The 26,705-nt window shown below is 69.1% G+C and carries 17 protein-coding genes; 9 read left to right on the forward strand and 8 right to left on the reverse strand.

Annotated elements, in window-relative coordinates; translation table 11 throughout:
• Positions 1-35: 35 nt before the first annotated feature.
• The 6 genes from IE185_RS08810 to eccCa form a co-directional block, all read right to left on the reverse strand.
• Positions 36-1,859: an ATP-binding protein gene (locus IE185_RS08810; protein ID WP_229843401.1), complete on the reverse strand. Its 1,824-nt coding sequence runs from the start codon at positions 1,857-1,859 to the stop codon at positions 36-38.
• Positions 1,860-2,048: 189 nt separating this feature from the next.
• A complete protein-coding gene (locus IE185_RS08815) occupies positions 2,049-2,894 on the reverse strand; it encodes a hypothetical protein (RefSeq protein ID WP_229843402.1) in 846 nt (281 codons plus the stop codon).
• Positions 2,895-2,904: 10 nt separating this feature from the next.
• Positions 2,905-9,060: a toxin glutamine deamidase domain-containing protein gene (locus IE185_RS08820; protein WP_189714938.1), complete on the reverse strand. Its 6,156-nt coding sequence runs from the start codon at positions 9,058-9,060 to the stop codon at positions 2,905-2,907.
• 205 nt (positions 9,061-9,265) lie between these two features.
• Positions 9,266-9,592, reverse strand: a complete 327-nt coding sequence (locus IE185_RS08825; RefSeq protein ID WP_138909826.1) for an SUKH-4 family immunity protein — start codon at positions 9,590-9,592, stop codon at positions 9,266-9,268.
• Between the two features lie 239 nt (positions 9,593-9,831).
• Positions 9,832-10,203, reverse strand: a complete 372-nt coding sequence (locus IE185_RS08830; RefSeq protein ID WP_138909827.1) for a hypothetical protein — start codon at positions 10,201-10,203, stop codon at positions 9,832-9,834.
• Positions 10,204-10,379: 176 nt separating this feature from the next.
• Positions 10,380-14,324 (reverse strand): type VII secretion protein EccCa, encoded by a 3,945-nt coding sequence (gene eccCa, locus IE185_RS08835; RefSeq protein WP_138908049.1) that lies wholly within the window; start codon positions 14,322-14,324, stop codon positions 10,380-10,382.
• Between the two features lie 259 nt (positions 14,325-14,583).
• Here eccCa and eccD point away from each other — a divergent pair, with 259 nt between their 5' ends.
• From eccD to IE185_RS08865, 6 genes are all read left to right on the forward strand, one after another.
• A complete protein-coding gene (gene eccD / locus IE185_RS08840; RefSeq protein ID WP_138895377.1) occupies positions 14,584-16,041 on the forward strand; it encodes a type VII secretion integral membrane protein EccD in 1,458 nt (485 codons plus the stop codon).
• 215 nt (positions 16,042-16,256) lie between these two features.
• Complete coding sequence (rpsO, locus tag IE185_RS08845; RefSeq protein ID WP_018551846.1) at positions 16,257-16,547, forward strand: 30S ribosomal protein S15; 291 nt, start codon at positions 16,257-16,259, stop codon at positions 16,545-16,547.
• Positions 16,548-16,830: 283 nt separating this feature from the next.
• A complete protein-coding gene (locus IE185_RS08850; RefSeq protein WP_138895376.1) occupies positions 16,831-19,050 on the forward strand; it encodes a polyribonucleotide nucleotidyltransferase in 2,220 nt (739 codons plus the stop codon).
• A complete protein-coding gene (locus IE185_RS08855; protein ID WP_138895375.1) occupies positions 19,047-20,426 on the forward strand; it encodes a M16 family metallopeptidase in 1,380 nt (459 codons plus the stop codon). The genes IE185_RS08850 and IE185_RS08855 overlap by 4 nt, the downstream gene beginning before the upstream one ends.
• A 22-nt stretch (positions 20,427-20,448) precedes the next feature.
• A complete protein-coding gene (gene dapB / locus IE185_RS08860; RefSeq protein WP_138895374.1) occupies positions 20,449-21,201 on the forward strand; it encodes a 4-hydroxy-tetrahydrodipicolinate reductase in 753 nt (250 codons plus the stop codon).
• Between the two features lie 14 nt (positions 21,202-21,215).
• Positions 21,216-21,656, forward strand: a complete 441-nt coding sequence (locus IE185_RS08865; protein ID WP_138895373.1) for a tetratricopeptide repeat protein — start codon at positions 21,216-21,218, stop codon at positions 21,654-21,656.
• Positions 21,657-21,703: 47 nt separating this feature from the next.
• On the opposite strand, the gene IE185_RS08870 is transcribed toward IE185_RS08865, so the two are convergent.
• Positions 21,704-22,267: an SCO5741 family PH domain-containing membrane protein gene (locus IE185_RS08870; RefSeq protein WP_138895372.1), complete on the reverse strand. Its 564-nt coding sequence runs from the start codon at positions 22,265-22,267 to the stop codon at positions 21,704-21,706.
• 95 nt (positions 22,268-22,362) lie between these two features.
• A complete protein-coding gene (locus tag IE185_RS08875; protein ID WP_138895371.1) occupies positions 22,363-22,602 on the reverse strand; it encodes a hypothetical protein in 240 nt (79 codons plus the stop codon).
• A 202-nt stretch (positions 22,603-22,804) separates the two neighbouring features.
• On the opposite strand from IE185_RS08875, the gene thyX reads away from it, so the two are divergent.
• The 3 genes from thyX (at position 22,805) to IE185_RS08890 (ending at position 26,461) form a co-directional block, all read left to right on the forward strand.
• Positions 22,805-23,557, forward strand: a complete 753-nt coding sequence (gene thyX, locus IE185_RS08880) for an FAD-dependent thymidylate synthase (protein ID WP_138895370.1) — start codon at positions 22,805-22,807, stop codon at positions 23,555-23,557.
• Positions 23,558-23,764: 207 nt separating this feature from the next.
• Complete coding sequence (gene dapA, locus IE185_RS08885) at positions 23,765-24,664, forward strand: 4-hydroxy-tetrahydrodipicolinate synthase (protein ID WP_138895369.1); 900 nt, start codon at positions 23,765-23,767, stop codon at positions 24,662-24,664.
• A 111-nt stretch (positions 24,665-24,775) separates the two neighbouring features.
• Positions 24,776-26,461 carry a ribonuclease J gene (locus IE185_RS08890; RefSeq protein WP_138895368.1) on the forward strand — a complete coding sequence of 562 codons (1,686 nt, stop codon included), beginning with the start codon at positions 24,776-24,778 and terminating at the stop codon, positions 26,459-26,461.
• The last annotated feature ends 244 nt before the right edge of the window (positions 26,462-26,705 follow it).

A 26,705-nucleotide genomic window follows, 5' to 3' on the forward strand; every position in this document is an offset into this window, starting at 1 on the left:
GCGGAAGGCTCCTTCGAAGGTGGTGGGGATCAAGATTAGGAGGCTATCGCCGCAGTCTGTTCTGGGATGCGCAGGGCCTTCGCCCCGCGCTCGGTGGCAACAAGCAGTATGCCGCCGGGCGAGAGATCGGTATCCGTCACGGGGACGTCGGAGATCAGCGTGGCAACGGCATCCCCGGTGGTGCGATCCCAGACACGGACATAGTCTGCGCCTCGGCTTAGGCCAAGGGAGGCGGTGCTCCTCTCCTCCTCCGTCGGGCGCACGATCTGTGCCGGATCTGCCGCCGCGAGAACGTGTGGCCGCAACAGGTCGTGCACGAGCAGTCCACGTTGGCGGACATCAGTACTGTCCTCCGGGCCTTCTACTGGATGGGCTCCGGGCGTGTCTGCGGAAACTACGAGGACCGCGACTGGGTACCGGCCTCCTTCGGCCGTGGGCAGCTCAGCAACCGTCACCTCACTGATGTCGATGACGGGCAGACTCCACAAAGTTTGCCAGGGAAGATCGAAACCTAGCCTGTGTACTGCTGCGGCGTACTCGTGCAGGCCGTCCTCCACGAAAGCGGTCTCCAGAAGGGCCGCGCGCCCCAGCGGTGACATCTCGTTGCGGGTCAGCAGCGCGGCGGTGCGCAGATAAGTGCGTGCCGGAGCACCGAGCGAGTCCGAAGGTACAGCTTCGACGGCGGCACGCAGCGGAACGGGCGACGCGTACACGAAGAGGCCGGGATCGGTGAGGAGCTGCGGCAGCAGGCCTGCGCCGAGGGCGTGTCCAGCGATGTGATCACGTATATAGGGGTCCGCCTTGCTCCAGTCCTGATCAGGCACCGCCTCGAGGAGCGCCATGGCGATCTGGGCCTGGGCGGCATGCGCCTGCGGCAGAGCTGCACGGACGGCTTCTCCTATGGCTGGGTGCGCGAGACGTAGCAGGGTGCGCTGCCCGGAGGCGGCGTCAGGGTCCTCTACCGGCGTGACGAACGGACCGACGAGTAGCATTCCGGACGTGACGGCCTGCGTCATGTCCCTTCCCGCGACCGCGCTCACGAGTCGGGTCCACAGATCGACGGGAATTCCGTCGCTCTCGGCCAAGGCCAGCGGAGTGAGGAGCATCCGCAGGGTTCCCGGGTCGGCCCCGAGGCGCTGTGCATGCCAGTCGACAACCGAGGCGACGGACGTCGGCAGCCGCTCTCGGTCGGTGGGGTCGAACCTTTCAGGTGCGGTGAGGACACTCTGAACGGTGAGCTGAACGACCAGTGCATTCGTGCCGGCCTGATGTGCGATGGCCGCTGCCAGGGCGCGCCGGATCCCAGGATCGACAGTGAACGGCAGCTCGGGCGCGCCGAACTGCGTACTCAGGGCTGCGTCGGCATGGCGCAGAAGGACTTCGGGGTCGGCCCACTGGGGATCGTCCAGATCCATGATCTGCACGGTGCCCGCCGGCAGGCCGCTGGCCATTTCGCCGGCGAGTGGGCGGGGCAGCTCGACCACGAGACGTACGGAGTCGAGCGCGGCCAGGGGCATGAGCACCTGGCGGACGAACTTTGGCGGCTCGTCCGCCGACCGTACCGGCCCGGCCTCATCCGCATCGAGGACGACGAGAGGAACGGGTTCGCCCAGCGCGGCGAGCGCCGGGTAGACGTCCTCGGAGCGCTCGGTCTCCAGTTCGTAATGGTCTGCGAGGGCCCACAGAAACTGATCAGCCGTCAGCCCGCGTGCGTTCGCCGCGGCGGGCGCCGGCAGTTCGGGCGGGACGGTGGACGGATCCAGCCGGTCGAGGAGCAGCTGCTCGCGGAAATCCGGGTCACAGAGCATCAGAAATCCGGTGAGCAGCCGCGAGCGCCCACTGCCGGACTCTCCCGTCACGACCACGACACGAGGTGCCCCCGGCCGCTCCGTACGCCAGGTGGCAAGTGCCCGTAGGGCGTTGGTGCGACCGCCTATGTGGGGGTGAGGGAGATAGTCGTCGGCTGGATCTGTCATGGCTTTCCGTCCTCCGCTGGTGCGGACGTGTGCGAAGGCATCTGGCGGCTGTGTGGCTGGTGGCGGCTTCGGTCAGATGGGCAGGGCGCCCTTGAAATGAGAGGTGGGGACATCCGGGTGGGTGGTCGCCAGCCAGCCGTGACCATGGGTGTCGCGTTCACGTACCGGGCCGGGCTCGACCGAGAGTTCTTCGGCGGCCTTGTGCGCGTCGGTCACCCCTTCGCTGTACTTCTCGGCGAAGTAGGGGTCGTACCACAGGTCATCTTCGTCCATTTCGATGAACTCGACCTCGAAAGGCAAAGGGTCACCCACCCATTCCGGATCGCCGTAAGTGGCGTACCCGCGGACCACTTCACCATTGCGGGCGACCCACCACACGTCGGCATTGTGGTAGGGGTCGATGGTGTAGAAGTGAGCCTCGCTGCATTGTTCACTGGCTTTTTCGGCCAATTCGTGGCCACCGAGCTGGTCCAGGAACGAGTTGCCGTACAAGAGGCGCCAGTTCTTGAATTCCGGAGTGATGAAGACCCGGTAAGCGGTGGCGGAGCTTCCGTCCGCGGTGGTGAAGTCGGCGGTATCCGGCGCCACTGTGGCCGCGGAGAGGCCCATGGCGGTGGTGGCTGCCCGGAGATCATGCAGTCCCCATACGGACACCACGGTATCCAGCTGATCCGCAGGGAAGGCGATCCAGCGTCCGGCCGTGGGAATGGTGACCGGGCGCTCGTCCAGGAGCTTCGTCCGGATGAGGCGCTCGACCGCGCCGAGGTCCTTCGCGTCGAAGTCGCGGGAACCGCTCACATCGGCAAGCGCCCGGAGAGCGGGGGCCCGAAGCCGCCCCGGCCCTTGCCGGCGGATCTGCTGGAGACGGGGGACGGCTGCTTCGCCCATCCGTACGAGGGCGTCGATGTCGTCTGGCATGAGGATCAGCCTAATCGTGGTCAGTGTTGCCGGCTTCGGGCGTCTGTCCCGGTGGCGAACCAGGGGCAGGCGGGACAAGCTGGAGGCGGAGTTTGCCCCACGTCCGTTCTAGGACATCCATGTGGCGGGTCATTTCTGCGTCAATCGCCCGCTCTTTATGGGTCTCTACGGCGTCGCGCAGGCGGTCTTGTTCGTTCTTGACCTCGTTCACCAAACGGGCCCGCGCAGCCTCTGCGGACATGCCATCGACCGTCTGCAGGTTCGGTTCGAGAGCCTTCGAATGCGGAACGAGCTTCTCGGCCACGCGACGCTTCAACTCTTCCTTCACCTCCTGGTCCGACAGGTCGCCCACAGCGTCGACGGCTGCTTGCTTATCGGGAAGCATGGCATCGCGTTGCTGCACGCCAGCCGGATCGTCCCGATAAGTGGCGCTGTAGTGAATCGGGGTACCGGCGAAACGCTCGTGCTGCAGGACGTTGGAGCACTTCATGTGCCCCTGGCCCTGACCACACGGTTCGCGCTCCGTGTAGAGGCCCACGGGCGTGTACTGGGTGCCGTCAGGGTCCACGCGTTGCAACCAGTCGAGCAAATGCTGTTCCGAGTGGCGGGGTGTGACTCCTGGCAGCGACGCGGGCACGGATGAATCCACGACATAGGTGACCTCGTGGTCCGGCGGCGGCCCCTTTACTTCGAGTACGGCGAAGTTCTTGCCGGAGAAGTCGGGCCCGTGGCGCCTGAGCGCATCCGACTGGTCCTTGGGAAGGTTCTTGAACTCCGCCGCTTTGAACATCGTGTTGACGAACTTCCGATGCAGCTTTACGCCCAGGGACTCCCCTGACTTCTTTCCCCCGCGGTCCTTCGTCCCCGGCTCGGGTGCGGGCTCGCCGGGCTCACGGTATGGGTGCTGTACGCGTTCGGGGTTCTGGCCCACGCTGTGCTGCTGGTGGAACGAGAAGCTGAGCCTGGCCAGTGACGCCACGACGGCTTGCTGCTCGCCCCGGGACAGGTTGCCGAAGCCCTTCAGGCCATTGCTGAGCTGGTCCCTGGTGAAGGCGTGCGGTTGGTTACCGGGACCGCGTTCTGTCTCCCGAAGCACACGTGCGAGTTCGCCGGAGTCCGCCCAGCGGTCGAGGCTGTCGTGGACCCTGTCCAGGTCGACTCGGTGCACCTCACGGTTCTGACGCATCGTTTGCTGGAGAGCGTCGGGCTCGATGCCGTACTCCCGCGAGGTGGGCTTCTCCCGGTCCTCGTGGGTGCGGGAAGCGTCACTCTCCGGTCCACCCTCGGTGACCCTCTGGCTCTCGTCCGCTGTGTCACTTGTGCCCCGGTCATGAGGCTCGGTGTACGGACGGTCGTCGGGATCCTTCTTCCCGTCCTTGTCCGTGGAATCCGTGCCGTCCGCAGGGTCCTTCGAGTTGTGCGGGTCGTCCTTCCCGGCCGGATCACCCGGCTGCCCCGCGGGCTCGGCACTCGGACGCCGCCCTGCCCCCTCCGGTGTGGCGGACGAGGGCCGAATGGAGTCAGGCTGGGATCGCCGGCCGGACTCCGAGGAATGTGTGGGTACCGGTCGGCGGTCCGAGTCCAGCGGAATCGCGAAGACTCCGTTGTCCCCCCTGTGCAGAGGCTTCGAACTCTGCTGCCCCGTCTGGGCGTCGATGTAGGTGATCTTGCCGTTGTGGTTGACGGCGTTCCACGCGTGGGCACGGCCGTTCGCGTCCTGGGTGATGATCACGGCCTGCGAGCCGTGGCCGCTCTGCTGGAGGGTGTTCTCCAGGCGGTTGAACGCGTCACGGCCGTTGCCCATGTCGCTGAAGCGGGTGCCGAGGGCGTTCTCTATTCGGTCGCGGCCGCCCTTCTCGCCACGGTCCGACGGGTTGCCGTTCGCATCCAGGTCCGGGGTACGCGCGCCTGCGGCCGTGGGGTTGCCGGAGTAGGTGTCGACGGTGGACAGGGCGGTGTCGACGCAGTTGTTGTTCCGGCCGGGGGTGTCGGGTCCGCCACCGTTGATGTTCTGGACCCAGGGGCCGTCGGCGGGGTCCGGCGGGCGGGTGGGGTCGCCGTTCTCGTCCCGGGGGACGGAGTTCTCCAGGGCGTCCTGTTCCGCGCGCGTCGGGTCGGTGACGCCGCCTGGAGGCGTGCTGTCGCGTGTGGCCGAGGCCGGCGTAGAAGTGGCTTCGGACTGGTGGGGAGTGCTCGGGGTGCTGCTGTTCGGCGACGACGCGCTTTCGGGCGTTTGGCCGGGGGTGGCGGCGTCAGGGGTGGCCGGGCTCGGTGTCGCCGTCGGCATGTGGGTGGGTGACGGGGTGTCCCTCGGCGGCGCGGGCTGCCTCGGGTCCTGGTGCGGGGTGGTTGGTTCCGGACGATTCGAGTTGGGCGTCGTCGGCGTCGTTCCCGGGCTGGGCGTACCGCTGTTCGGCGAGTTCGGCGAGTTCGGCGAGTTCGGCGAGTTCGGCGTGCTGGTGTTCGGTGTGTTCGCCTGAGGAGTCGGTGTCCGGCCGGGCGAGGTTTCGGGTGTGGTGGTCGAACTGGCCGGTGTCGTGCCGGGGGCCGGCTGGTTGGGATCCGGGGTACGGGCGTCCGGTCCCGGGGCGCGGCTGTCCGGCGACGGTGTCGGCGTGGTTGACGCCGTCGGGCTTGGGGTGGACGAGAGGCCCGTGCTGGTGGGGTTCGGCGTAGAGCTCTGCTCCGAGCGGTAGCTGCCGGTGTCTCCGGCCGGGGGCGTGGCCCGGCCGGGCCGGCTGTCCGGGGTGCTGGAGTTACCGGTCGCGTCACCGGCCTTGGGCTGGCCCTGAGGGCCCGAAGAGTCGTTCTCGGGGGCGCTCTGCCCGTTCTCCGACGAAGGGGAGTCATTGCTCCCTCCGTGCGAGTCGTCCGTCCCCGTTCCGGAGTCGTCCGTCGTCTGGTCGGAGTCGTCGGTCGTCTCGTCCGAGCCGTCCGTCTCGGTCTCCGGCGGGAGGATCGGGTTCCGGTCGGCGTCCAAGGGGATGTGCCAGACGTTTTCCGCGTCGGCGATGTGGAGCGGCTCGTGGCTTACCTCACCGCTCTGGGTGTCGACCCAGATGGCGGTGCCGTTGTGGTTGACGACATTGAAGGCGTGGCCGCCGCTGCCGTCGGCCCAGTCCACATGCACGATGGCCGCCGCGCCGTGACCGGCCTGCTCCAGGTCCCACACGATGCCCGCTGCGGTGTTGGGGTCGTCGCCGGGTCCGGAGTAGGTGTACGGCGTGCCCGCCCAGCGCATCTGATTCTCGTTCGCGTTGTTCTCCGGCGAGAACGGGTCGGGGTTTCCGTCCTCGTCGGCGTCCAGGGTGCGAGGGGCGGAGACCTGCGGGTTTCCGTACCAGGTCTCCAGGAAGGAGCGTGAGCAGTCGGCGCAGTTGTTGCTGCGCCCAGGCACCTGGTTGCCGCCGTCGTTCTGGAGCTGGCTCCAAGGACCGAACGGGTCGGGGAACCGCTGAGGGGTGCCGTCAGGGTTCTTCGGCACGGCGTTCGCCAGGATCTGCTGGTCCTGCGGGTCGGGCTCCCTCAGCCCTCCTGGGGAGTGGTCCAAGTCGTCGCGGATGTCGTTGAAGCTGTCCGGCTCCGGCTCCGGCTTGTCGGGCGTGCCGGGGTCGGCCTGCGGCGAACCGGGCTCCTTCGGGCCGGACGGAGGGGGGCTCGACGCCTGTCCCGCCGGACTCGGGGTGGGCACCGCGGTGTGAATCGGTACCGCAGTCACCTGAGGTTGCTGTTGCTGCTGGTTAGGGGTGTTCGACGGCGTGCCGGGGTTGCCGCTGGCGGGTTGCTGCGGCGTGTTGGGTGTGTCCGGCCTACTCGGCGTGTGGGGAGCGTTGCCCGCCGGCTGCTGCGGCCGTGGCGGGGCGGTGCTCGTACCCGACTGCGACGCGGTCGGCCTGTTGCCGGCCGCCGGAGGCGGTGCGGCGTCGGGTGTACGAGCCGGAGTTCCGTTGCCGGGTGTGTTGGCCGCACCCGGCGTCGCCGCTGGAGTCGCCGTCGGGGTCCTGGGCGGCGTCGTGTTCGTGGGCGGGGCAGGCTGCCGCGGGTCCTGGTTCGGCGTGGTGGAGCCCGGATTCGGGCTCGTGTGGGGGCTGCGGCCCTCTGTCGAGCTCGGCGTGGTGGGCGTCGGGGCGGAAGGCCGTCCGCCGGCCGGGGCCGGTGTGCTCTGGGGCGGCGTACGGCTGCCGTCCGGGCCTGGGGTGTGCGTGTTCGGCGTACGACCGCCGGTCGGGGCGGGAGTGTTCGGGTTCGGGGTGCGGCCGTCACTCGTGCCCGGTGTGGTCGGGGGCGTTCCCGGAGTGCGGGTGTTCGCCCCGCCAGGGGTGTTTCCGGTGGGGCTCGTCACGGCGCCGGGCGTCGCGCCCGGGGTACGTACGTCGGCCGAGGGTGTCGGCGTGCGGGGCGGTGTCGACGGTGTCGGGCTCGGGGTGGAGGCGGGGCCCGTACCGGTCGGGTTGGGTGTGCCCGGGGTGGCGGACGGGGTCCTGGGCGGGCCTTGCGAGGGGTTCGGGCTGGTGGGGCTCGTACCGGACGGGGAGCCGCCGGGGGTGGTGTTCGTACCCGTACGCGCCCCCGCTCCGCCGTCTGCCGCCGTGGAGGGCGGTGTGGGTGAGGTCGGCATGGAGGAGTTGCCGTCCGGGCGGGGACCGGCCGAGGTCGACGGGTCCGCCGTGGTGGGCGCCGGGGCGGCGTTCGACTGGGTGGGGATGCTGGCGGCCAGGCTGTCGATGGACGTACTGATCGAGCCGCCGCTGCTCGTGGAGGAGGGTGTGCTGCCGCCCGTCGGCGTGGGCGCCGATTGGGGGGTGGGTGAGGTGAGGCCGCCGGCTGAGGGCGAGCCGCCGCGGTTGTCACCCGCGCTGGGGGTGTTGCTGCTGGTGTCCCCAGTCGGGGACGGGGAGGGCGCCGTGTTGCTCGGCGAAGGGTCGTCGAAGTCCGACAGGGTCGGCCGGGCGGGCGAGTTCGAGGAGGAAGGACTCTGCCCGGTGTCCGAGGTGCTGGGTGACGAGTCCGGGGTGCTGCTCCCGGGGTCGGTGTTCGGCAAGCTCCCGAGGTCGGGGGCGTTGTAGGCCGCCGGACCGTCGCCGTCGGCGGATATGCCGCCACCGATGTTCGTGTTGCCCGTGTTGGTGCTCGACCGTGAGGTCGTCGACGAGTCCGAGCTGGAGGAGTCCGGGGAACTGGACGGGCCGGACGAGTTGGAGGAGCCGGACGGGCCCGACGAGTTGGATGCGCCCGACGAGTTGGAAGTGCCCGATGAACTGGACGAGGAGGAGTTCGAGCCCGACGCACCCGAAGCCGACGAGTTCGAGCCGTCGGAGGAGGAGCCGCCACTCCCCGAGCCGCCACTCCCCGAGCCGTCGCCGTTGCCCCCGTCACCGCTGCCCGCACTGGGATTGTTGCGGTTGGCGTAGGCGTCCATGCTGCTGTTGTAGCCACTGTCGATGCCGTCGCGGATGCTGCTGCCGGCCTTCTTGCCGAGGCCGTCGCGCACACCTTCGGCAAACGTCTGCGGGCTCTGCTTGATGGCTTCCCAGCCGCCCTTGGCGCCGGCTTTGACGGTCTTGCCAAGGTCGAAGCCTTCCTGCGTGCCGAAGCCGACGTTGACGGACTGCCTCACGAGGTCGGTGACCATGGCCTGGACGGCGGAGACCGCTGGTTCCTTCATCATTTCGATGACGGCCTGTATCAGCGCGTCCTTGAGTGCGTCGAGGATGCGTCGTACGGCGAGGCGTGTGATCTGGGTGGCGGCCATTCCGGCGGCTGCGGAGAGGCCGAACGTGACGATCGATGCGGCGGCTGCGGCGGCGATCTGGATGGCCAATGCGATCAGCTGGACGATGATGGCGTACTTGGCGAACTCGACGATGTAGGCGGCGGCTTCGAAGGCGTTCGCGATGATGTAGGCGGCTTCGGAGGCATTGGCGAGGTAGCCGTCCGAGCCGTCGGAGAACTTCTTGTAGTGGGTCGTGAACTTGTCGATGGACTCGCCCCCGTTGTGCGCGACCACCGTCCGTGCACTCGTGTCCGCCCGTATTCGCAGCTTCTGGGCGTCGTCACCGAACTTCCGCCACAGCGCGGCGGAGTCTCTGAGCAGGTCTTCGTTCGCTGTCGGCCAGTTGTAGCCGAGCATCTTCAGGACCCACTCGAGCTCATCCGGCAACATCATCGCCACAGCGCGCCACACCCCCGATAGGCAACCGCCGCACAACGTCCCCCAACGACAGGAGAATCACACGAAGTACGGCTGTGGCTAGAGCTTACTAACCATCACCACCGTTGCTGGAGCCCGCTCCTGTCACAACCGTGCTGCGAACAGGGCGGATCCGGTGAACAAGGTGTGCGTGCCGCGGCGGCTGTCGTGGCGGCGGTCCCTACGCGCCCGCCTCGCGCTGCCGGCGGTACAGCGCGACGGCCTTCTGCGTCGGGTAGTTGGGCACGGTCACGGTCTCGCCGGTGTCCTTGGCCACCACGATCTTGCTGCCGCCGGGTTGTGCCGGCCGAGGCCGGCCAGCCGCGTCGGTGGTCGGCGGGAAGGTCGCGTACACCAGGTAGCCGATGTCGAACTCGTGGACGTGCATCGGGGCCGGTGTGCCGTCCGCCAGCTTGGGCTGGGCGTAACGGCTGCGGACGATCTCCAGAGCCTGCTCCGGAGTGGTGGGCGGGACCTGGGGCTCGGGGGCGGGTGTCTCCGGGGTCATGGGTGGTGTCCTTGCCTGACTCGCGTTGCCTTGGGTGAGAACTCGCCGACACAATCGTCGGCAAGAGATCCTGGGGCCGTGTGTGCTGACTCGACGTCGATCGTAGACGTGCTCGGGCGGTCCGGCAGGAGGCCCATGCGCTGTACGGACGCCCGTACGCCGGCCGCCGTTCGCTGACCGCCGACCTCATCCGTCGGTAGGGCTCAGCACATCAGCAGCACCGCAGACGCACCGGCGCCTCACACCGACCTGAAGTTGTTCACCTTCGCGCCGCCGTCGGCCTCGTGCTGCGACGTCAGCGCCGCGTACTTCGCGTCCTCTTCCGCCTCGTGCTTCTCGTGGTTCACACCCATCGTCGTGAACTTCAGACCCATGCCCGCGATCCGCTTCGCCAGGCTGGGCATCGAGTCCTTCATGCCGTCGCGCAGGCCCTCGTAGACGACGCCGAAGTGCTCGCCCATCTCCTCGTCGCCCCACGGCGGCGTCTTGCCCGAGTCCTCCTCAATGGCGTTCAGCCCCTCGAAGAGCGCCTTCGCGGCCAGGGCGAAGTCCTGCCCCACCTCGAACATGTGGAAGCCCTCACCCTTGAGAACCGACGCATCGACCCTCACCCCGTCCCCCGCCACAACTGCCCCCCGTGTCCGCCACACCGCACGTATGTCGCAGCGTCAGCCTAACGCCCGAGCCGCGCCCCCTCCAAGGGATACGGGGGAGGGGCGGCGCCCACCGGCCGCCGCCCCTCTCGTCACACTCCGCCCCTCCCGTCACACGCGCACAGCCGCAGCCGTCAGAACCGCGAAGGCAGCCACCCCACCTGCACCATCTGCCCGCTCCTGCGCCGCGTGTGGAAGTACCCGCGCCCCGGCGGCAGCTGCGACGGCGTGATGCTGCCCAGCAGCGCGCCCTCCGACCGGTCGCCGGACATCACCAGACCCTGCGCCCCGAGCTCCCGCAGACGCTGCATCACCGGCTCGTACAGCGACCGGCTCGCTCCGCCCGCCGAGCGCGCGATGATGACGTGCAGGCCCACGTCACGGGCGTACGGCAGGTACTCCACCAGCGGCGACAGCGGGTTCATGCCGGTCGCCACCAGGTCGTAGTCGTCGATGATGACGTACGCGTCCGGGCTGTTGTACCAGCTGCGGTTGCGCAGCTGCTCCGGCGTCACGTCCGGCCCCGGCATACGCCGGCTGAGCGACCCCGCGAGGCCCTCCAGCGTCTCCGTCAGCGCCGGCGCGGACGCGCAGTAGCGCGACAGGTGCGAGTCCGGTACGGCCTCCAGGTGCGCGCGCCGGTAGTCGCCCATGACGATCTTCGCCTGCTCGGGCGTGTACCGCTCGGTGATCTGCTTGATGAGCAGCCGCAGCACCGACGACTTGCCCGACTCGCTCTCACCGAACACGATGAAGTGCGGGTCCGTCTCGAAGTCGATGAACACCGGCGCGAGCGCCGACTCGTCGATGCCGAACGCGACGCCGCGGTCGGGCTGCTCGAACCCCTTGGGCAGCCGGTCCGCCTCCAGGATCCTCGGCAGCAGCCGCACCGTCGGAGCCGGGGCGCCCTGCCAGTTCTCGTTGATGCCCCGGATGAGTACGCCCGTCGCCTCCGCCAGGTCCTCCGTCTCCGAAGAGCCGTCGACCCGCGGCAGCGCGGTCATGAAGTGCAGCTTGTCCGTGGTCAGACCACGACCGGGGACGGACGCGGGCACGTTCTGCGCCACCTTGCGGTCGATCTCCGACTCGGTCGGGTCACCGAGCCGCAGCTCGATGCGGTTCTGCAGCATGTCCTTGAGCGCGGGCCGCACCTCGGTGTAGCGGCTCGCGGTGAGGATCACGTGCACACCGAAGCCGAGGCCGCGCATCGCCATGTCCGTGATGCTCGCCTCGAGCATCTCGTAGTCCGTCTTGAACGTCGCCCAGCCGTCGATGACCAGGAAGACGTCACCCCACGGCTGGTCGGGCAGCTGCCCCGCCGCCCGGCGCTGCCGGTACGTCTGGATGGAGTCGACGTTGTTCGCGCGGAAGTACTCCTCGCGCGCGTTGAGGATGCCCTCGACCTCACTGACCGTACGGCGGACCTTCTCGCCGTCGAGCCGGTTCGCGACCCCGCCGACGTGCGCCAGGTCCTCCATCGCGATCAGACCGCCGCCGCCGAAGTCCAGGCAGTAGAACTGCACCTCGCTCGGCGTGTGCGTGAAGGCGAACGACGAGATGAGCGTACGCAGCAGCGTCGACTTTCCGGACTGCGGCCCGCCCACGAACAGACCGTGACCGGCGCCGCCCGAGAAGTCGCGGTACAGCACGTCACGCCGCTGCTCGAACGGCTTGTCCACCAGACCGACCGGCACGTTGAGCCGCCCGAGCGCCGTGTACTCCGGCGCGGTCAGACCGCGCTCCGCCGTGACGGCCAGCGCCGGCAGCAGCTGCTCCAGCGAAGGCGCCTCCTCCAGCGGCGGCAGCCACACCTGGTGCGCCGGCGGCCCCTGGTTCTCCATCTTGGCGACGATCACGTCGAGCACGGTGTCCGCGAGCGCGTCGTCGACCCGGTTCCCGGCCTCCGGCTCCTCGACCACCGGCTGCGGCGGCAGCGCCACGTGCTGCGCCGTGAACAGCGCCGGCCGCAGCTGGGTGGAGCGGTGCACCCGCGACGGACCCTCACCGTGGTACGGACCCGACACGTACGCCGCCTTGAAGCGGACCATGGTGTCGGTGTCGTACCGCAGATAGCCCGAACCCGGAATCGACGGCAGGTGGTACGCGTCCGGGACGCCGATCGCCGTACGCGACTCGGCGGCGGAGAACGTACGCAGACCGATCCGGTACGACAGGTACGTGTCCAGACCCCGCAGCTTGCCCTCCTCCAGCCGCTGCGAGGCGAGCAGCAGGTGCACGCCCAGCGAACGGCCGATGCGGCCGATCTGGATGAACATGTCGATGAAGTCGGGCTTGGCGGTGAGGAGTTCGGAGAACTCGTCGAGCACGATCACCAGGGAGGCCAGCGGTTCGAGCGCGGCACCGGCCGCCCGCGCCTTCTCGTAGTCGTGGATGTTCGCGTAGTTGCCGGCGGTACGCAGCAGCTCCTGGCGGCGCTGCATCTCACCCATGATCGAGTCGCGCATGCGGTCGACGAGCGTCAGGTCGTCCGCCAGGTTGGTGATGACGGCCGCGGTGTGCGGCATGTCCACCATGCCCGCGAAGGTCGCGCCGCCCTTGAAGTCCGCGAGGATGAAGTTCAGCGTCTCCGAGGAGTGCGTCACCGCGAGACCGAGCACCAGCGTACGCAGCACCTCGGACTTGCCGGAGCCGGTCGCGCCGACGCACAGGCCGTGCGGTCCCATGCCCTCCTGCGACGCCTCCTTGAGGTCGAGCATGACCGGCTCGCCGTTCTCGCCGACACCGATCGGCACCCGCAGCCGCTCGTGCAGCGTGCGCGGACGCCAGGTGCGCGAGACGTCGACCGAACCCGCGTCGCCGATCCCCATCAGGTCGGTGAAGTCGAGGTTGGACAGCAGCGGTTCGCCCTCTTCGGCGGTGCCGACCCGGAAGGCGGCGAGCTGCCGGGCCAGGGACTCGGCCTGCTCCGGGCTCAGCACGTCGGGCTTGCCGCTGTACGCCGACTCGTGGCCCACGTACAGCTTCATGCGGTCCGGCTTCACGTACGCGGTCAGACCGCCGCGCAGCTCGTCCTCCAGCTCACCGGGCGCGATCTCCAGGAACGTGACGCCCTGCAGCCCCTCCGCACCGGCGAGGCCCGAGTCGGGCGGTACGGTGCCGCCGTCGAGCACCACGATCACGTGCGGCTGGTCGTACACGGGATTCGCGTCCCGGTTCCAGCGCGGCCGGTCGCCCAGCTGGTCCTCCAGCGCCTCCTCGAGCTCACCGAGGTCGTCGAAGAGCAGCCGGGCCGAGCCCGCGCCGTCCTTGGCCTTCGGGTGCTGACTGTGCGGCAGCCACTTGATCCAGTCCCAGTCCGCTGCGGCGGAGGGGTGCGCGACCACGGCGATCATCAGGTCTTCCGGGGAGTGCAGCGTCGCGAGCTGCGCGATCGCCGCACGGGCGTTGCCGTACACGGTGTCGGTGTCACCGGCCACCGCCACGTGGTAGAAGGCGCGCAGCGAGACGGAGACCGGCAGGTCGGCCAGGCTGCCGTGCGCGTCGAGGAAGGCCTTCATGGCCGCCGCCGTCAGCGGCTCCAGCTCCTCCTTGGGAGCGGTCTCCGGCGCGGCCAGGGGAGTTGCCAGCTGCTGGCTGCCGAGCCCCATGCGGACGGACGCGAAGTCGGCGTCCGTCGGGCGGCGTTCCCACAGCCGCTTGCCGTCCGCCGCCAGCGCCCACAGCTGGTCCGGGTCCGGGTGCTGGAAGAGCTGCGTACGGCGCTGGAGTTCGGCCGTCTTGTGCACGTCCTTGCGGACCTGCTCCAGGTAGCGGAAGTAGTCACGCCGGTCCTGCGCCATCCCCGCGCCGCCGCCCTGCCGGGACTTGGCGAACTGGGCGATGCCCATGGCGAGGGTCGAGGCCAGCATGAGCCCGCCGACCACCCGCATATAGGAGGGGAGGTTCGGCATGAAGAAGAAGCCGACAGAACCCAGCATGCCCATCATCGGCAGCAGGTTCATCAGCACACTGTCGTCACCCTCCCGCGGAATCTCTGGCGGCGACTCCAGCTTGACCTCGCCGTCCGGGACAGCAGGCGGCTGGATCCGCGGCTGCCGTTTGATGATGACGACGCTCACCGATGCACTCATCCTTCGCGATTGCTGTGTTTTCTTCCCGGGTGCAACCCCCGGACCCCCGGCCCGAAAAGCAGGCACGCGTAGCCGCTGATCCTACTGTCACGCCCGAGACCGCCGGGAGGCAGGAGCGTGGAGATGCGGGGGAGTGCGAGGAGGAATGAGGGAGGCGGGACCTGTGCCCCCCGGGGCGGACGATAAGGTGGCGCTCCGCGTCGTACGAGCGGCGTAAAGAAGCTTGTCTAGCAGGGGGAACTACCAGGTGAGCACGGGCACATCGACGGGTTTCTGCCGAGTCACCGTCGCAGCGCCGGACAGCCGTATCGATGTGGCGCTGCCGGAGGACCTGCCGATCCAGGACATCTATCCGGAGATCATCAGGCTCTCGGGCATGGCCCAGTCCGACGGCAGCCTCGCCGGCTACCACCTCGTGCGCCGCGACGGCCATGTCCTCGACGCCAGCCGGTCGTTGCTGGAACACCGCGTCAGGGACGGCGAGGTGCTGCTGCTGCGCACGTTCGCCGACTCGCTGCCGCCGGCCGTCCACGACGACGTGGTCGACGCGGTCGCCACCGCCGTCAAGCAGGACCTGCGCGGCTGGAACGACAACCTGATGCGGGTCGCCGGCCTCGTGTCCGGCGTCCTGCTGCTGGCGATGCTCGGCTTCGTCTTCTGGTTCGCCGACCCGCTCCGCCACGACATGCACGGACTCCAGGGCATCGTCGCCGGCGTGGTCGCGCTGACGCTGACGGCCCTCGCCGGTGTGCGCGGCCGGGTGTACGACGACCGGGCATCCGCCGTCGCCCTCGGCATCGCCGCCCTGCCGCACGCGCTCATCGCCGGCTCCGGCGTCCTCCCGCAGGACGCGGGCGAGGGCCCCGGCCGGCTCCAGTTCCTCGTCGGCTGCGTCGCCGTTCTGATCTTCTCCGTCGTACTGATCATGCTGCTGCCGCAGGGCGACGCCCCCTTCGTCGCCGCGGCGCTCGCCGCCGCGATCGGCACCCTCGCCGCGTTCGGCGGAGTGCTCACCGAGGCGCAGCCCCGCGAGATCGCCGCCGTCACCTCGGTCGTCGCCCTGGCCGTGGTCGGCTTCCTGCCGGGCTGGTCGGCCCGGTTCGCCAAGCTGCCGATCGGCTTCCGCAACCCGGAGGACCTCGCCAGGGCCCGCCGCGAGGGCCAGGAGGGCAGCCAGGAGGCCGTCGACGTACAGCGCATCGTCGCCCAGACCAGCCGCGGCCACGAGCTGCTGCTCGGCCTCGTCGGCGGCTGCGCCGTCGTCATCCTCGGCGCCGGCGGCGCGGTGCTCGGCTTCAGCGACAGCGGCTGGGCCCAGCTGATGGCCCTGGTCACCGCGCTGGCCGCGATGCTGCGGGCCCGCCTGTTCCGCTACACCGCCCAGGTCACCTGCCTGCTCGTGGCCGGCGTCCTCACCATGGGCCTGCTGATCCTCGGCCTCGCGATCTCGCCGCCCATGGAGATCCTCGTCGACCTGGCCAAGGGCGACTCCGCGGCCGTCGACGTACGGACCCTGTGGCTCGGCGCCTCGGTCGCCGCCGGTGCGATGCTCCTGATCGCCATCGCCCTGATCGTTCCGCAGAAGGGCCTGTCACCCTTCTGGGGCCGCATGCTGGACCTGGCGGACTCGCTGGTCCTGCTCTCCCTGATCCCGATCTGCCTGGCGGTCCTCGACGTGTACGCCAAGGTCCGCGGCGGCGTCTGACCCGCACCCGTACGCCCCCGCCGGTCCGCGCCCCCACGGGCCGCCGTCGGGGGCGCTCGCATCTGCTGGTAAGCTGCATGACGGCCGCTTGTGTATGCGCCCCCGGACATCCGGAGGCTGCGCCCAGCGGATCCCCGCCTCCCGAGTAACGGAAGCTCCCCAGAGAATTCGACCTGGGGCACTCGGTGGCAATACGAAGACCAAGAGGAGTACGCGTGCCGCTCGACGCCGCTACGAAGAAGCAGATCATGACCGAGTTCGCTCAGAAGGAAGGCGACACCGGCTCCCCCGAGGTCCAGGTCGCCATGCTTTCGCGCCGGATCTCGGACCTCACCGAGCACCTCAAGACGCACAAGCACGACCACCACTCCCGTCGTGGTCTGCTGATCCTGGTCGGCCAGCGTCGCCGCCTGCTGCAGTACCTGGCCAAGAAGGACATCCAGCGCTTCCGTGCCCTGGTCGACCGCCTCGGCATCCGCCGTGGCGCGGCCGGCGGCGCCAAGTAAGACGGACGTCGTGAAGGGAGCGGTACCCCACTTCCAGGGGACCGCTCCCTTTGCTGTACGTGCGTGACGTACCGGACGCTCAGTAGTCTGGTCGTACAACGCAACACAGAAACACGCGAGAAGCGGCTTCCCCGCCGCCGGTCCTCGGTAGTGGCCCCCGGAGCACATCGACACCGGGGTCTTCGATCGAAGACCGGCCCGCAGCTGAAGCGCTTCTCCGCCACTGTCCCCCCGCCACACGGGCGACGGGGACGAAAGACGAAAAGTATCGGAGATAACGCTAGTGGAGAACGAGACCCACTACGCCGAGGCCGTCATTGACAACGGTTCCTTCGGCACCCGCACCATCCGCTTCGAGACGGGCCGCCTCGCCAAGCAGGCCGCCGGCTCCGCCGTGGCGTACCTGGACGACGACACCATGGTGATGTCGGCCACCACCGCTTCGAAGAAGCCCAAGGACCAGCTCGACTTCTTCCCCCTGACGGTGGACGTCGAGGAGCGGATGTACGCAGCCGGAAAGATCCCCGGCTCCTTCTTCCGTCGTGAGGGCCGGCCCTCCGAGGACGCGATCCTCACCTGCCGCCTGATCGACCGCCCGCTGCGCCCCTCCTTCAAGAAGGGCCTGCGCAACGAGATCCAGATCGTCGAGACGATCATGGCGCTCAACCCCGACCACCTGTACGACGTGGTCGCGATCAACGCCGCCTCCTGCTCCACGATCCTGGCCGGCCTGCCCTTCTCCGGCCCGATCGGCGCCACCCGTGTGGCCCTGATCAAGGGCCAGTGGGTCGCCTTCCCGACGCACACCGAGCTCGAGGACGCCGTCTTCGACATGGTCGTCGCCGGTCGCGTCCTGGAGGACGGCGACGTCGCGATCATGATGGTCGAGGCCGAGGCCACCGAGAAGACCATCCAGCTCGTCAAGGACGGCGCCGACGCCCCGACCGAGGAGATCGTCGCCGCCGGTCTCGAGGCCGCGAAGCCGTTCATCAAGGTCCTCTGCAAGGCCCAGTCGGACCTCGCCGCCAAGGCCGCCAAGCCCACCGGTGAGTTCCCGGTCTTCCTCGAGTACCAGGACGACGTGCTGGAGGCGCTGACCGCCGCCGTCAAGTCCGAGCTCACGCAGGCGCTCACCATCGCCGGCAAGCAGGAGCGCGAGAACGAGCTCGACCGCATCAAGGAGATCGCCGCCGAGAAGCTGCTCCCGCAGTTCGAGGGTCGCGAGAAGGAGATCTCCGGTGCGTACCGCGCGCTGACCAAGCACCTCGTCCGCGAGCGCGTCATCAAGGACAAGGTCCGCATCGACGGCCGCGGCGTCACGGACATCCGTACGCTCGCCGCCGAGGTCGAGGCCATCCCGCGCGTGCACGGCTCGGCGCTGTTCGAGCGTGGCGAGACCCAGATCCTGGGCGTCACCACCCTCAACATGCTCCGCATGGAGCAGCAGCTGGACACCCTCTCCCCGGTGACCCGCAAGCGCTACATGCACAACTACAACTTCCCGCCGTACTCCGTCGGTGAGACCGGCCGCGTGGGCTCGCCCAAGCGCCGCGAGATCGGCCACGGCGCGCTCGCCGAGCGCGCCATCGTGCCGGTGCTGCCGACGCGCGAGGAGTTCCCGTACGCGATCCGCCAGGTGTCCGAGGCTCTCGGCTCCAACGGCTCGACGTCCATGGGCTCGGTCTGCGCCTCCACCATGTCGCTGCTGAACGCCGGTGTGCCCCTCAAGGCCCCCGTCGCCGGTATCGCCATGGGCCTGATCTCCCAGGAGATCGACGGCAAGACGCACTACGTCGCCCTCACCGACATCCTCGGCGCCGAGGACGCGTTCGGCGACATGGACTTCAAGGTCGCCGGTACGAAGGAATTCGTCACCGCCCTCCAGCTCGACACCAAGCTGGACGGCATCCCGGCCTCCGTCCTGGCCGCGGCCCTCAAGCAGGCCCGCGACGCCCGCCTCCACATCCTCGACGTGATGATGGAAGCGATCGACACGCCGGACGAGATGTCCCCCAACGCCCCGCGGATCATCACCGTCAAGATCCCCGTGGACAAGATCGGTGAGGTCATCGGCCCCAAGGGCAAGATGATCAACCAGATCCAGGAGGACACCGGCGCGGACATCACGATCGAGGACGACGGCACCATCTACATCGGTGCCCAGGTCGGCTCGCAGGCCGAGGCGGCCCGCGCGACGATCAACGCGATCGCGAACCCGACCATGCCGGAGGTCGGCGAGCGCTACCTGGGTACGGTCGTCAAGACCACCACCTTCGGTGCCTTCGTCTCCCTGATGCCCGGCAAGGACGGTCTGCTGCACATCTCGCAGATCCGCAAGCTCGCCGGCGGCAAGCGCGTGGAGAACGTCGAGGACGTGCTCGGCGTGGGCCAGAAGGTCCAGGTCGAGATCGCCGAGATCGACTCGCGCGGCAAGCTCTCCCTCGTCCCCGTGATCGAGGGCGAAGAGGGCTCCGAGGCCGACAAGGACGACACCGACAAGTGACGTCCCGTAGTTCCGTGACGACGGCCCGCACCTCCTCGGAGGGGCGGGCCGTCGCCCGTACCCAAACGCTGCTCAAGGGCCAGAACGGCATCGGCACCGTCCGCAGGACCACCCTCCCCGGCGGTCTGCGCGTCGTCACCGAGACCCTGCCCTCCGTACGGTCCGCCACCTTCGGCATCTGGGCGCACGTCGGCTCCCGCGACGAGACGCCCTCGCTGAACGGCGCCACGCACTACCTGGAGCACCTCCTCTTCAAGGGCACCGAGAAGCGCAGTGCCCTCGACATCTCGTCCGCGATCGACGCGGTCGGCGGCGAGATGAACGCCTTCACGGCGAAGGAGTACACGTGCTACTACGCCCGTGTACTGGACACCAACCTCCCCCTCGCCATCGACATCGTCTGCGACATGCTGACGGGCTCCCTGATCAGGGCCGAGGACGTCGACGCCGAGCGCGGCGTCATCCTCGAAGAGATCGCGATGACCGAGGACGACCCGGGCGACGTGGTCCACGACCTGTTCGCCAGGACGATGTTCGGCGACACCCCGCTGGGCCGCCCGGTCCTCGGCACCGTCGACACCGTCGAGGGCCTGTCCGCCGACCGGATCCGCCGCTTCTACAAGAAGCACTACGACCCGACGCACCTCGTCGTCGCGGCCGCGGGCAACGTGGACCACGCCACCGTCGTGCGCCAGGTCCGCAAGGCGTTCGAGCGCGCCGGCGCCCTGTCCCGTACGGACGCGGTCCCGCTCGACCCGCGCGACGGCTCCCGCGTCATCCGCACCGCCGGCCGCGTCGAGCACCTGAACCGCAAGACCGAGCAGGCGCACGTCGTCCTCGGCATGCCGGGCCTGTCCCGCACCGACGATCGCCGCTGGGCGCTCGGCGTACTGAACACGGCTCTCGGCGGCGGCATGTCGTCCCGCCTCTTCCAGGAGGTACGGGAGAAGCGCGGCCTGGCCTACAGCGTGTACTCGTACACCTCCAGCTTCGCCGACTGCGGCCTGTTCGGCGTGTACGCGGGCTGCCGGCCCGGCCAGGTGCACGACGTGCTCAAGATCTGCCGCGACGAGCTGGAGAAGGTCGCCGCGAACGGTCTGCCCGACGAGGAGATCGACCGCGCCGTCGGCCAGCTCTCCGGCTCCACCGTCCTCGGCCTGGAGGACACCGGCGCGCTCATGAACCGCATCGGCAAGAGCGAGCTGGCCTGGGGCGAGCACATCTCCGTCGACGACATGCTCGCCCGGATGGCGGCAGTGACCCCCGACGAGGTACGGGAGGTCGCCGCCGACGTCCTGGGCCACCGGCCGTCCCTGTCGGTCATCGGCCCGCTGAAGGACAAGCAGGCCGACCGCCTGCACGAATCAGTCGCCTAGAGCCCTCCAGAAAGAAGCAACAATGAGCAAGCTGCGCGTGGCCGTTCTCGGTGCCAAGGGCCGAATCGGCTCCGAGGCCGTACGGGCCGTCGAGGCCGCCGAAGACATGGAACTGGTGGCGGCGCTGAGCCGGGGCGACAAGCTCGAAGCCCTCGTCGAGGCCGACGCCCAGGTCGTCGTCGAGCTCACCACCCCCGCGTCGGTGATGGGCAACCTCGACTTCTGCGTACGCCACGGCATCCACGCCGTCGTCGGCACCACCGGCTGGACCGACGAACGCCTCGCGCAGCTCCGCTCCTGGCTGGAGACCTTCCCGGAGACCGGCGTGCTCATCGCGCCGAACTTCTCCATCGGTGCCGTCCTGACCATGAAGTTCGCCCAGCAGGCGGCCCCGTACTTCGAGTCCGTCGAGGTCGTCGAGCTGCACCACCCGAACAAGGCCGACGCCCCCTCGGGCACCGCGACCCGCACCGCCCAGCTCATCGCGGCGGCGCGCGCCGAGGCCCGCAGCGCCCCCCAGCCCGACGCCACCACCACGGCGCTCGACGGCGCCCGCGGCGCGGACGTCGACGGTGTACCCGTGCACGCCATCCGGCTGCGCGGCCTCCTCGCCCACCAGGAAGTGCTCCTCGGCGGCGAGGGCGAGACCCTGACGATCCGCCACGACTCCCTGCACCACAGCAGCTTCATGCCGGGCATCCTGCTCGGCGCGCGCCGCGTGGTGACCACTCCCGGCCTCACCTTCGGCCTGGAAAACTTCCTCGACCTGAACTGACGGCAGCAAGAGCCATGCGCGCAAAGATCACCTACTTCGTCCTCGCCGCCGTCCTGGTCGTCTACTTCGTCCTGGCCGGCAGCAGGGGGTACTTCCTCATCCGGGAAGGCACCGCCCTCACCGTCACCTTCGGCGTCGCGGTGCTGGTCCTGCCGGGCCTCGGCATCTGGTTCCTCTGGCAGACCACGCAGTTCGCCCGCAAGGCGGACGCGCTGTCCGCGAAGCTGGAGGCCGAGGGCGGCCTGCCCGTGGACGAGCTGGTACGTACGCCCAGTGGCCGCATCGACCGCGACTCCGCCGACGCGGTCTTCGCCCGCCGCCGCGCGGAGACCGAGGACGCCCCGGACGACTGGCGGTCCTGGTTCCGCCTCGCGATCGCCTACTACGACGCGCGGGACACCCCGCGGGCCCGCAAGGCGATGCAGCGGGCGATCGCCCTCCACGAGGGCAGGTAGGCAGGGGAATGGGGGGCGTCCGGCCGGACGCCCCCCATTCCCCTGCCTTACGCGACCGGGGCCGGCCGGTACTCGTCGCCCCACGCCTCGACCGTGTCGGCGGCCCGGTCGAACGCCTCGACCCGTGACAGGAAGTCCGCGTTGTGATCGGTCAGCAGCTGAAGCCGCTCACCGTCCCGGCCGTGGAGTACGAGCGCCTGCCCCTGCACCGTGCGCGGCAGCCCGAGCCACCGCACCGGCTGCTGGACCGTACGCACGTGCGTCGCCCGGGCCCACGGCACCGTGGTGGTCGAGAAGAACCCCACGCGCCGCAGCCCGTGCCGGCTGACCCAGGCGCCCACCCGCAGCAACCGCAGCGCGCAGCCGATGAGAGCGGCGGCGAGGCCGAAACAGACCGCGGCGGACACCGCTCCGGTGAAGGCGATGACCATCGCGGCCAGCAGCACGAAGGACGCGAGGAGCAGCAGCAGGGCTGCCGCTCCCACCCGCCAGGGGCCGGGGCGGTAGGGCCGGCGCCATTGATCGTGATCGTCGAAGGGCAGCGCGACGTCGTCGGACGTCTCACCGGACACTTCGAACGCACGGTCGGCCGTCAGAAAGGGCAGGGGCACGACTGATCCTCACTCACCAGCACGCTCGATTGGGCTGTGCCCGGTGAGGCTACCCAGCAGGTCTTCGCCCGGCCACCCCAGGGGGCCCGGACGAGTCACCGCCCGTCAGCGGCCTCGGATTTCTGTGTCACGCCCGGCCCCTGCGCGGGGTCGAGGGCGGGAAGCCCGAAGAGCAGCGATCCCACCAGACCGGCGACGACGGTGAGACCGATGAGCGTACGTCCGACGACCTCGGACACGCTCGGACGTTCGGGGGGCGGAGGGGTGACATTACTGCGGAATCGGTCGGCCTCCGCGACGAACGCGAAGGGGACGGACTCTCGCCGGCGCAACATGGGGCGCACTCCTTTGCTCTTTTTGATCTGGTACTAGGGCTTCTACAGGGACAGACGTACAAAGCTGTCGCTTGGTGCCCGATTTCCCTGAATCGGCCGAACAATGTCCCCCGACCGCCGCCGGGGTCGCACCGGCCTTCGCGGGCGGCGGCGGCCCGTAGAGTGTGGGGCGCCCGAGCGATGTACATGGAAGGACCCGCCGGTGACTGTTACCCCTGATGGCACCCCCACCGAGACCCTCAAGCCCGACTTCCGAAGCGACGTCACGGTCGACCTGGTCAAGCACACCGCCGGCGATTCCGACGTGCTGTGGGCCGCCCGGGTCTCGACCGCCGGCGAGCAGTCCCTGGAGGAGCTGAGCAAGGACCCCGAGCGCTCCAAGGGCCTGATCAACTACCTGATGCGCGACCGTCACGGCAGCCCCTTCGAGCACAACTCGATGACGTTCTTCATCAGCGCCCCGATCTTCGTCTTCCGCGAGTTCATGCGGCACCGCGTCGGATGGTCGTACAACGAGGAATCCGGCCGCTACAGGGAGCTGGAGCCGGTCTTCTACATCCCCGGTGAGTCCCGCAAGCTCGTCCAGCAGGGCCGCCCCGGCAAGTACGAGTTCGTCGCGGGCACCCCGGAGCAGCAGAAGCTCACGACCCGCGCGATGGAGGACTCCTACCGCCAGGCGTACGAGGCGTACCAGGAGATGCTGGCCGCCGGAGTCGCCCGCGAGGTGGCCCGCGCGGTCCTGCCCGTCGGTCTGTACTCCTCCATGTACGCCACCTGCAACGCCCGCTCGCTCATGCACTTCCTCGGCCTGCGCACCCAGCACGAGCTGGCCAAGGTGCCGTCCTTCCCGCAGCGCGAGATCGAGATGGTGGGAGAGCAGATGGAGGCCCAGTGGGCCACGCTCATGCCCCTCACCTACGCGGCCTTCAACGCCAACGGCCGGGTCGCGCCGTAGGGCCCGTGGGCCGGCCCGAGGACTGATGTACGGATCCACCGTCCGAAGTGTCCGTATTGCCGCAGTTCGAGAATTTCATCTAGGCTGATCAAACGGACCCGGCACTGCTTGAACCCCCGAGCAGGCAGTGCCGGGTTCCACTCTTCCCGTACGTCCGACCTCCCCCGAGGGGACACGACGCGTTGAGCAGCGAGTAGCGTGTTACCCATGGCTCCGATCTCCACTTCGCAGACTCCCTTCGGGCGGGTCCTCACCGCCATGGTCACGCCCTTCACGGCGGACGGCGGACTCGACCTCGACGGCGCCCAGCGCCTCGCCGCCCACCTGGTGGACGCCGGCAACGACGGGCTGATCGTCAACGGCACCACCGGCGAGTCCCCGACCACCAGCGACGCGGAGAAAAACGACCTCGTACGAGCCGTACTGGAGGCCGTAGGAGACCGGGCCCACGTCGTCGCCGGCGTCGGCACGAACGACACCCGCCACAGCCTCGAGCTGGCCCGCGCCGCCGAGCGCACCGGCGCGCACGGCCTGCTCGCGGTGACGCCGTACTACAACAAGCCCCCGCAAGAGGGCCTGCTCCGCCACTTCACGGCCATCGCCGACGCCACCGGGCTCCCCGTGATGCTCTACGACATCCCGGGCCGCAGCGGCGTGCCGATCAGCACCGAGACGCTCGTCCGGCTCGCCGAGCACCCGCGGATCGTCGCGAACAAGGATGCCAAGGGCGACCTCGGCCGCGCCAGCTGGGCCATCGCCCAGAGCGGCCTCGCCTGGTACTCCGGCGACGACATGCTGAACCTCCCCCTGCTGTCCGTCGGCGCCGTCGGCTTCGTCTCGGTCGTCGGCCACGTGGTCACCCCCGAGCTGCGCGCCCTCCTCGAGGCACACCTCGCCGGCGACGTACGCAAGGCGACGGAGATCCACCAGCGGCTGCTCCCGGTCTACACCGGCATGTTCCGCACCCAGGGCGTCATGACCACCAAGGCCGCCCTCGCCCTCCAGGGCCTGCCCGCAGGCCCGCTGCGCCTTCCCATGGTGGAGCTGACGCCCGACGAAGAGGCACAGCTCAAGCGGGACCTCGCGGCCGGCGGAGTGGCCCTCTAACCAGACTTCACAACTGAATACGCAGGAATCCCACACACAACAGCAAGTGCACGAATGTCATGCGCGCCACGTGCCTCAGCGGTACGTGGCGTGTGTGGTGAGGAGAGTCTTTTGAGTCATCCGCATCCTGAACTCGGTACCCCGCCGAAGCTCCCCAAGGGCGGTCTGCGCGTCACCCCGCTCGGCGGTCTCGGCGAGATCGGCCGGAACATGACGGTCTTCGAGTACGGCGGCCGCCTGCTCATCGTCGACTGCGGCGTGCTCTTCCCCGAGGAGGAGCAGCCCGGTATCGACCTGATCCTGCCGGACTTCACGTCCATCAAGGACCGCCTCGACGACATCGAGGGCATCGTGCTCACGCACGGCCACGAGGACCACATCGGCGGCGTCCCCTTCCTGCTCCGCCTGAAGCCGGACATCCCGCTGATCGGCTCCAAGCTGACGCTCGCCCTCATCGAGGCGAAGCTCCAGGAGCACCGCATCCGCCCGTACACCCTCGAGGTCACCGAGGGCCACCGCGAGCGCGTCGGCCCCTTCGACTGCGAGTTCGTCGCGGTCAACCACTCCATCCCGGACGCGCTGGCCGTCGCCATCCGCACCCCGGCGGGCATGGTCGTCCACACCGGCGACTTCAAGATGGACCAGCTCCCGCTGGACCGCCGCCTCACCGACCTCCCGAAGTTCGCCAAGCTCGGCGAGGAGGGCATCGACCTCCTCCTCTCCGACTCGACGAACGCAGAGGTCCCCGGCTTCGTACCGCCCGAGCGCGACATCTCGAACGTCCTGCGCACGGTCTTCGCGAACGCCCAGAAGCGCATCATCGTGGCCAGCTTCGCCAGCCACGTGCACCGCATCCAGCAGATCCTCGACGCGGCCCACGAGTACGGCCGCCGCGTGGCCTTCGTCGGCCGCTCGATGGTCAGGAACATGGGCATCGCCCGCGACCTCGGCTACCTGAAGGTCCCGGCCGGCCTGGTCGTCGACGTGAAGACCCTCGACGACCTCCCCGATCACGAGGTCGTACTGGTCTGCACGGGCTCCCAGGGCGAGCCCATGGCCGCGCTCTCCCGCATGGCCAATCGCGACCACCAGATCCGCATCGTCCAGGGCGACACCGTCATCCTGGCCTCGTCGCTCATCCCGGGCAACGAGAACGCGGTCTACCGCGTGATCAATGGCCTGACCCGCTGGGGTGCCAACGTCATCCACAAGGGCAACGCCAAGGTCCACGTCTCGGGTCACGCCTCGGCCGGCGAGCTGCTGTACTTCTACAACATCTGCAAGCCGAAGAACCTCATGCCGGTCCACGGCGAATGGCGCCACCTGCGGGCCAACGCCGAGCTCGGTGCCCTGACGGGTGTCCCCAAGGACCACATCGTCATCGCCGAGGACGGCGTCGTCGTCGACCTGGTCGAGGGCCGCGCGAAGATCGTCGGCAAGGTCCAGGCCGGCTATGTGTACGTCGACGGCCTCTCGGTCGGCGATGTCACGGAGACCCACCTGAAGGACCGCCGCATCCTCGGCGAAGAGGGCTTCATCTCGGTGTTCGTCGTGGTCGACACCGCCACCGGCAAGGTCGTGGGCGGCCCGAACATCCACGCCCGCGGCTCCGGCATCGACGACTCGGCCTTCGCGGCCGTCGTCCCGCGGATGGAAGAGGCCATCGCCAAGTCGGCGCAGGACGGCGTCCTGGAGACGCACCAGATCCAGCAGCTCATCCGCCGCACGGTGGGCAAGTGGGTCTCGGACACGTACCGCCGTCGTCCGATGATCCTGCCGGTCGTCGTAGAGGTCTGACGGCCCCAACGGGGAGCGGAGCCCCTCGATTTGCATCGAGGCGCTCCGCTCCAGTACGTTTACGTCTCCTCCTGAACGGGAAGCCCGGCGCACTGGTGCGCCCGGTGCCACCCGAGCGGGGCGGGAATTCCGACTCAGAACTTCTGATAAAGTCGGAATCGCCGGAAAGGGAAACGCGAAAGCGAGGAACTGGAAAGCGCCGAGGAAGTCGGACGCGAAAGAGTCTGATAGAGTCGGGAACACG

This window comes from Streptomyces chryseus (genome assembly GCF_014650755.1).
Taxonomy (GTDB): domain Bacteria; phylum Actinomycetota; class Actinomycetes; order Streptomycetales; family Streptomycetaceae; genus Streptomyces; species Streptomyces chryseus.

What these genes read in the sequence shown, in the direction of transcription:
- IE185_RS08815 (WP_229843402.1), bottom strand. Translation starts at nt 2,894, where the DNA reads ATGCCAGACGACATCGACGCCCTCGTACGGATGGGCGAAGCAGCCGTC.
- IE185_RS08820 (WP_189714938.1), bottom strand. Translation starts at nt 9,060, where the DNA reads ATGATGTTGCCGGATGAGCTCGAGTGGGTCCTGAAGATGCTCGGCTAC.
- IE185_RS08825 (WP_138909826.1), bottom strand. Translation starts at nt 9,592, where the DNA reads ATGACCCCGGAGACACCCGCCCCCGAGCCCCAGGTCCCGCCCACCACT.
- dapB (WP_138895374.1), top strand. Translation starts at nt 20,449, where the DNA reads ATGAGCAAGCTGCGCGTGGCCGTTCTCGGTGCCAAGGGCCGAATCGGC.
- IE185_RS08865 (WP_138895373.1), top strand. Translation starts at nt 21,216, where the DNA reads ATGCGCGCAAAGATCACCTACTTCGTCCTCGCCGCCGTCCTGGTCGTC.
- IE185_RS08875 (WP_138895371.1), bottom strand. Translation starts at nt 22,602, where the DNA reads ATGTTGCGCCGGCGAGAGTCCGTCCCCTTCGCGTTCGTCGCGGAGGCC.
- dapA (WP_138895369.1), top strand. Translation starts at nt 23,765, where the DNA reads ATGGCTCCGATCTCCACTTCGCAGACTCCCTTCGGGCGGGTCCTCACC.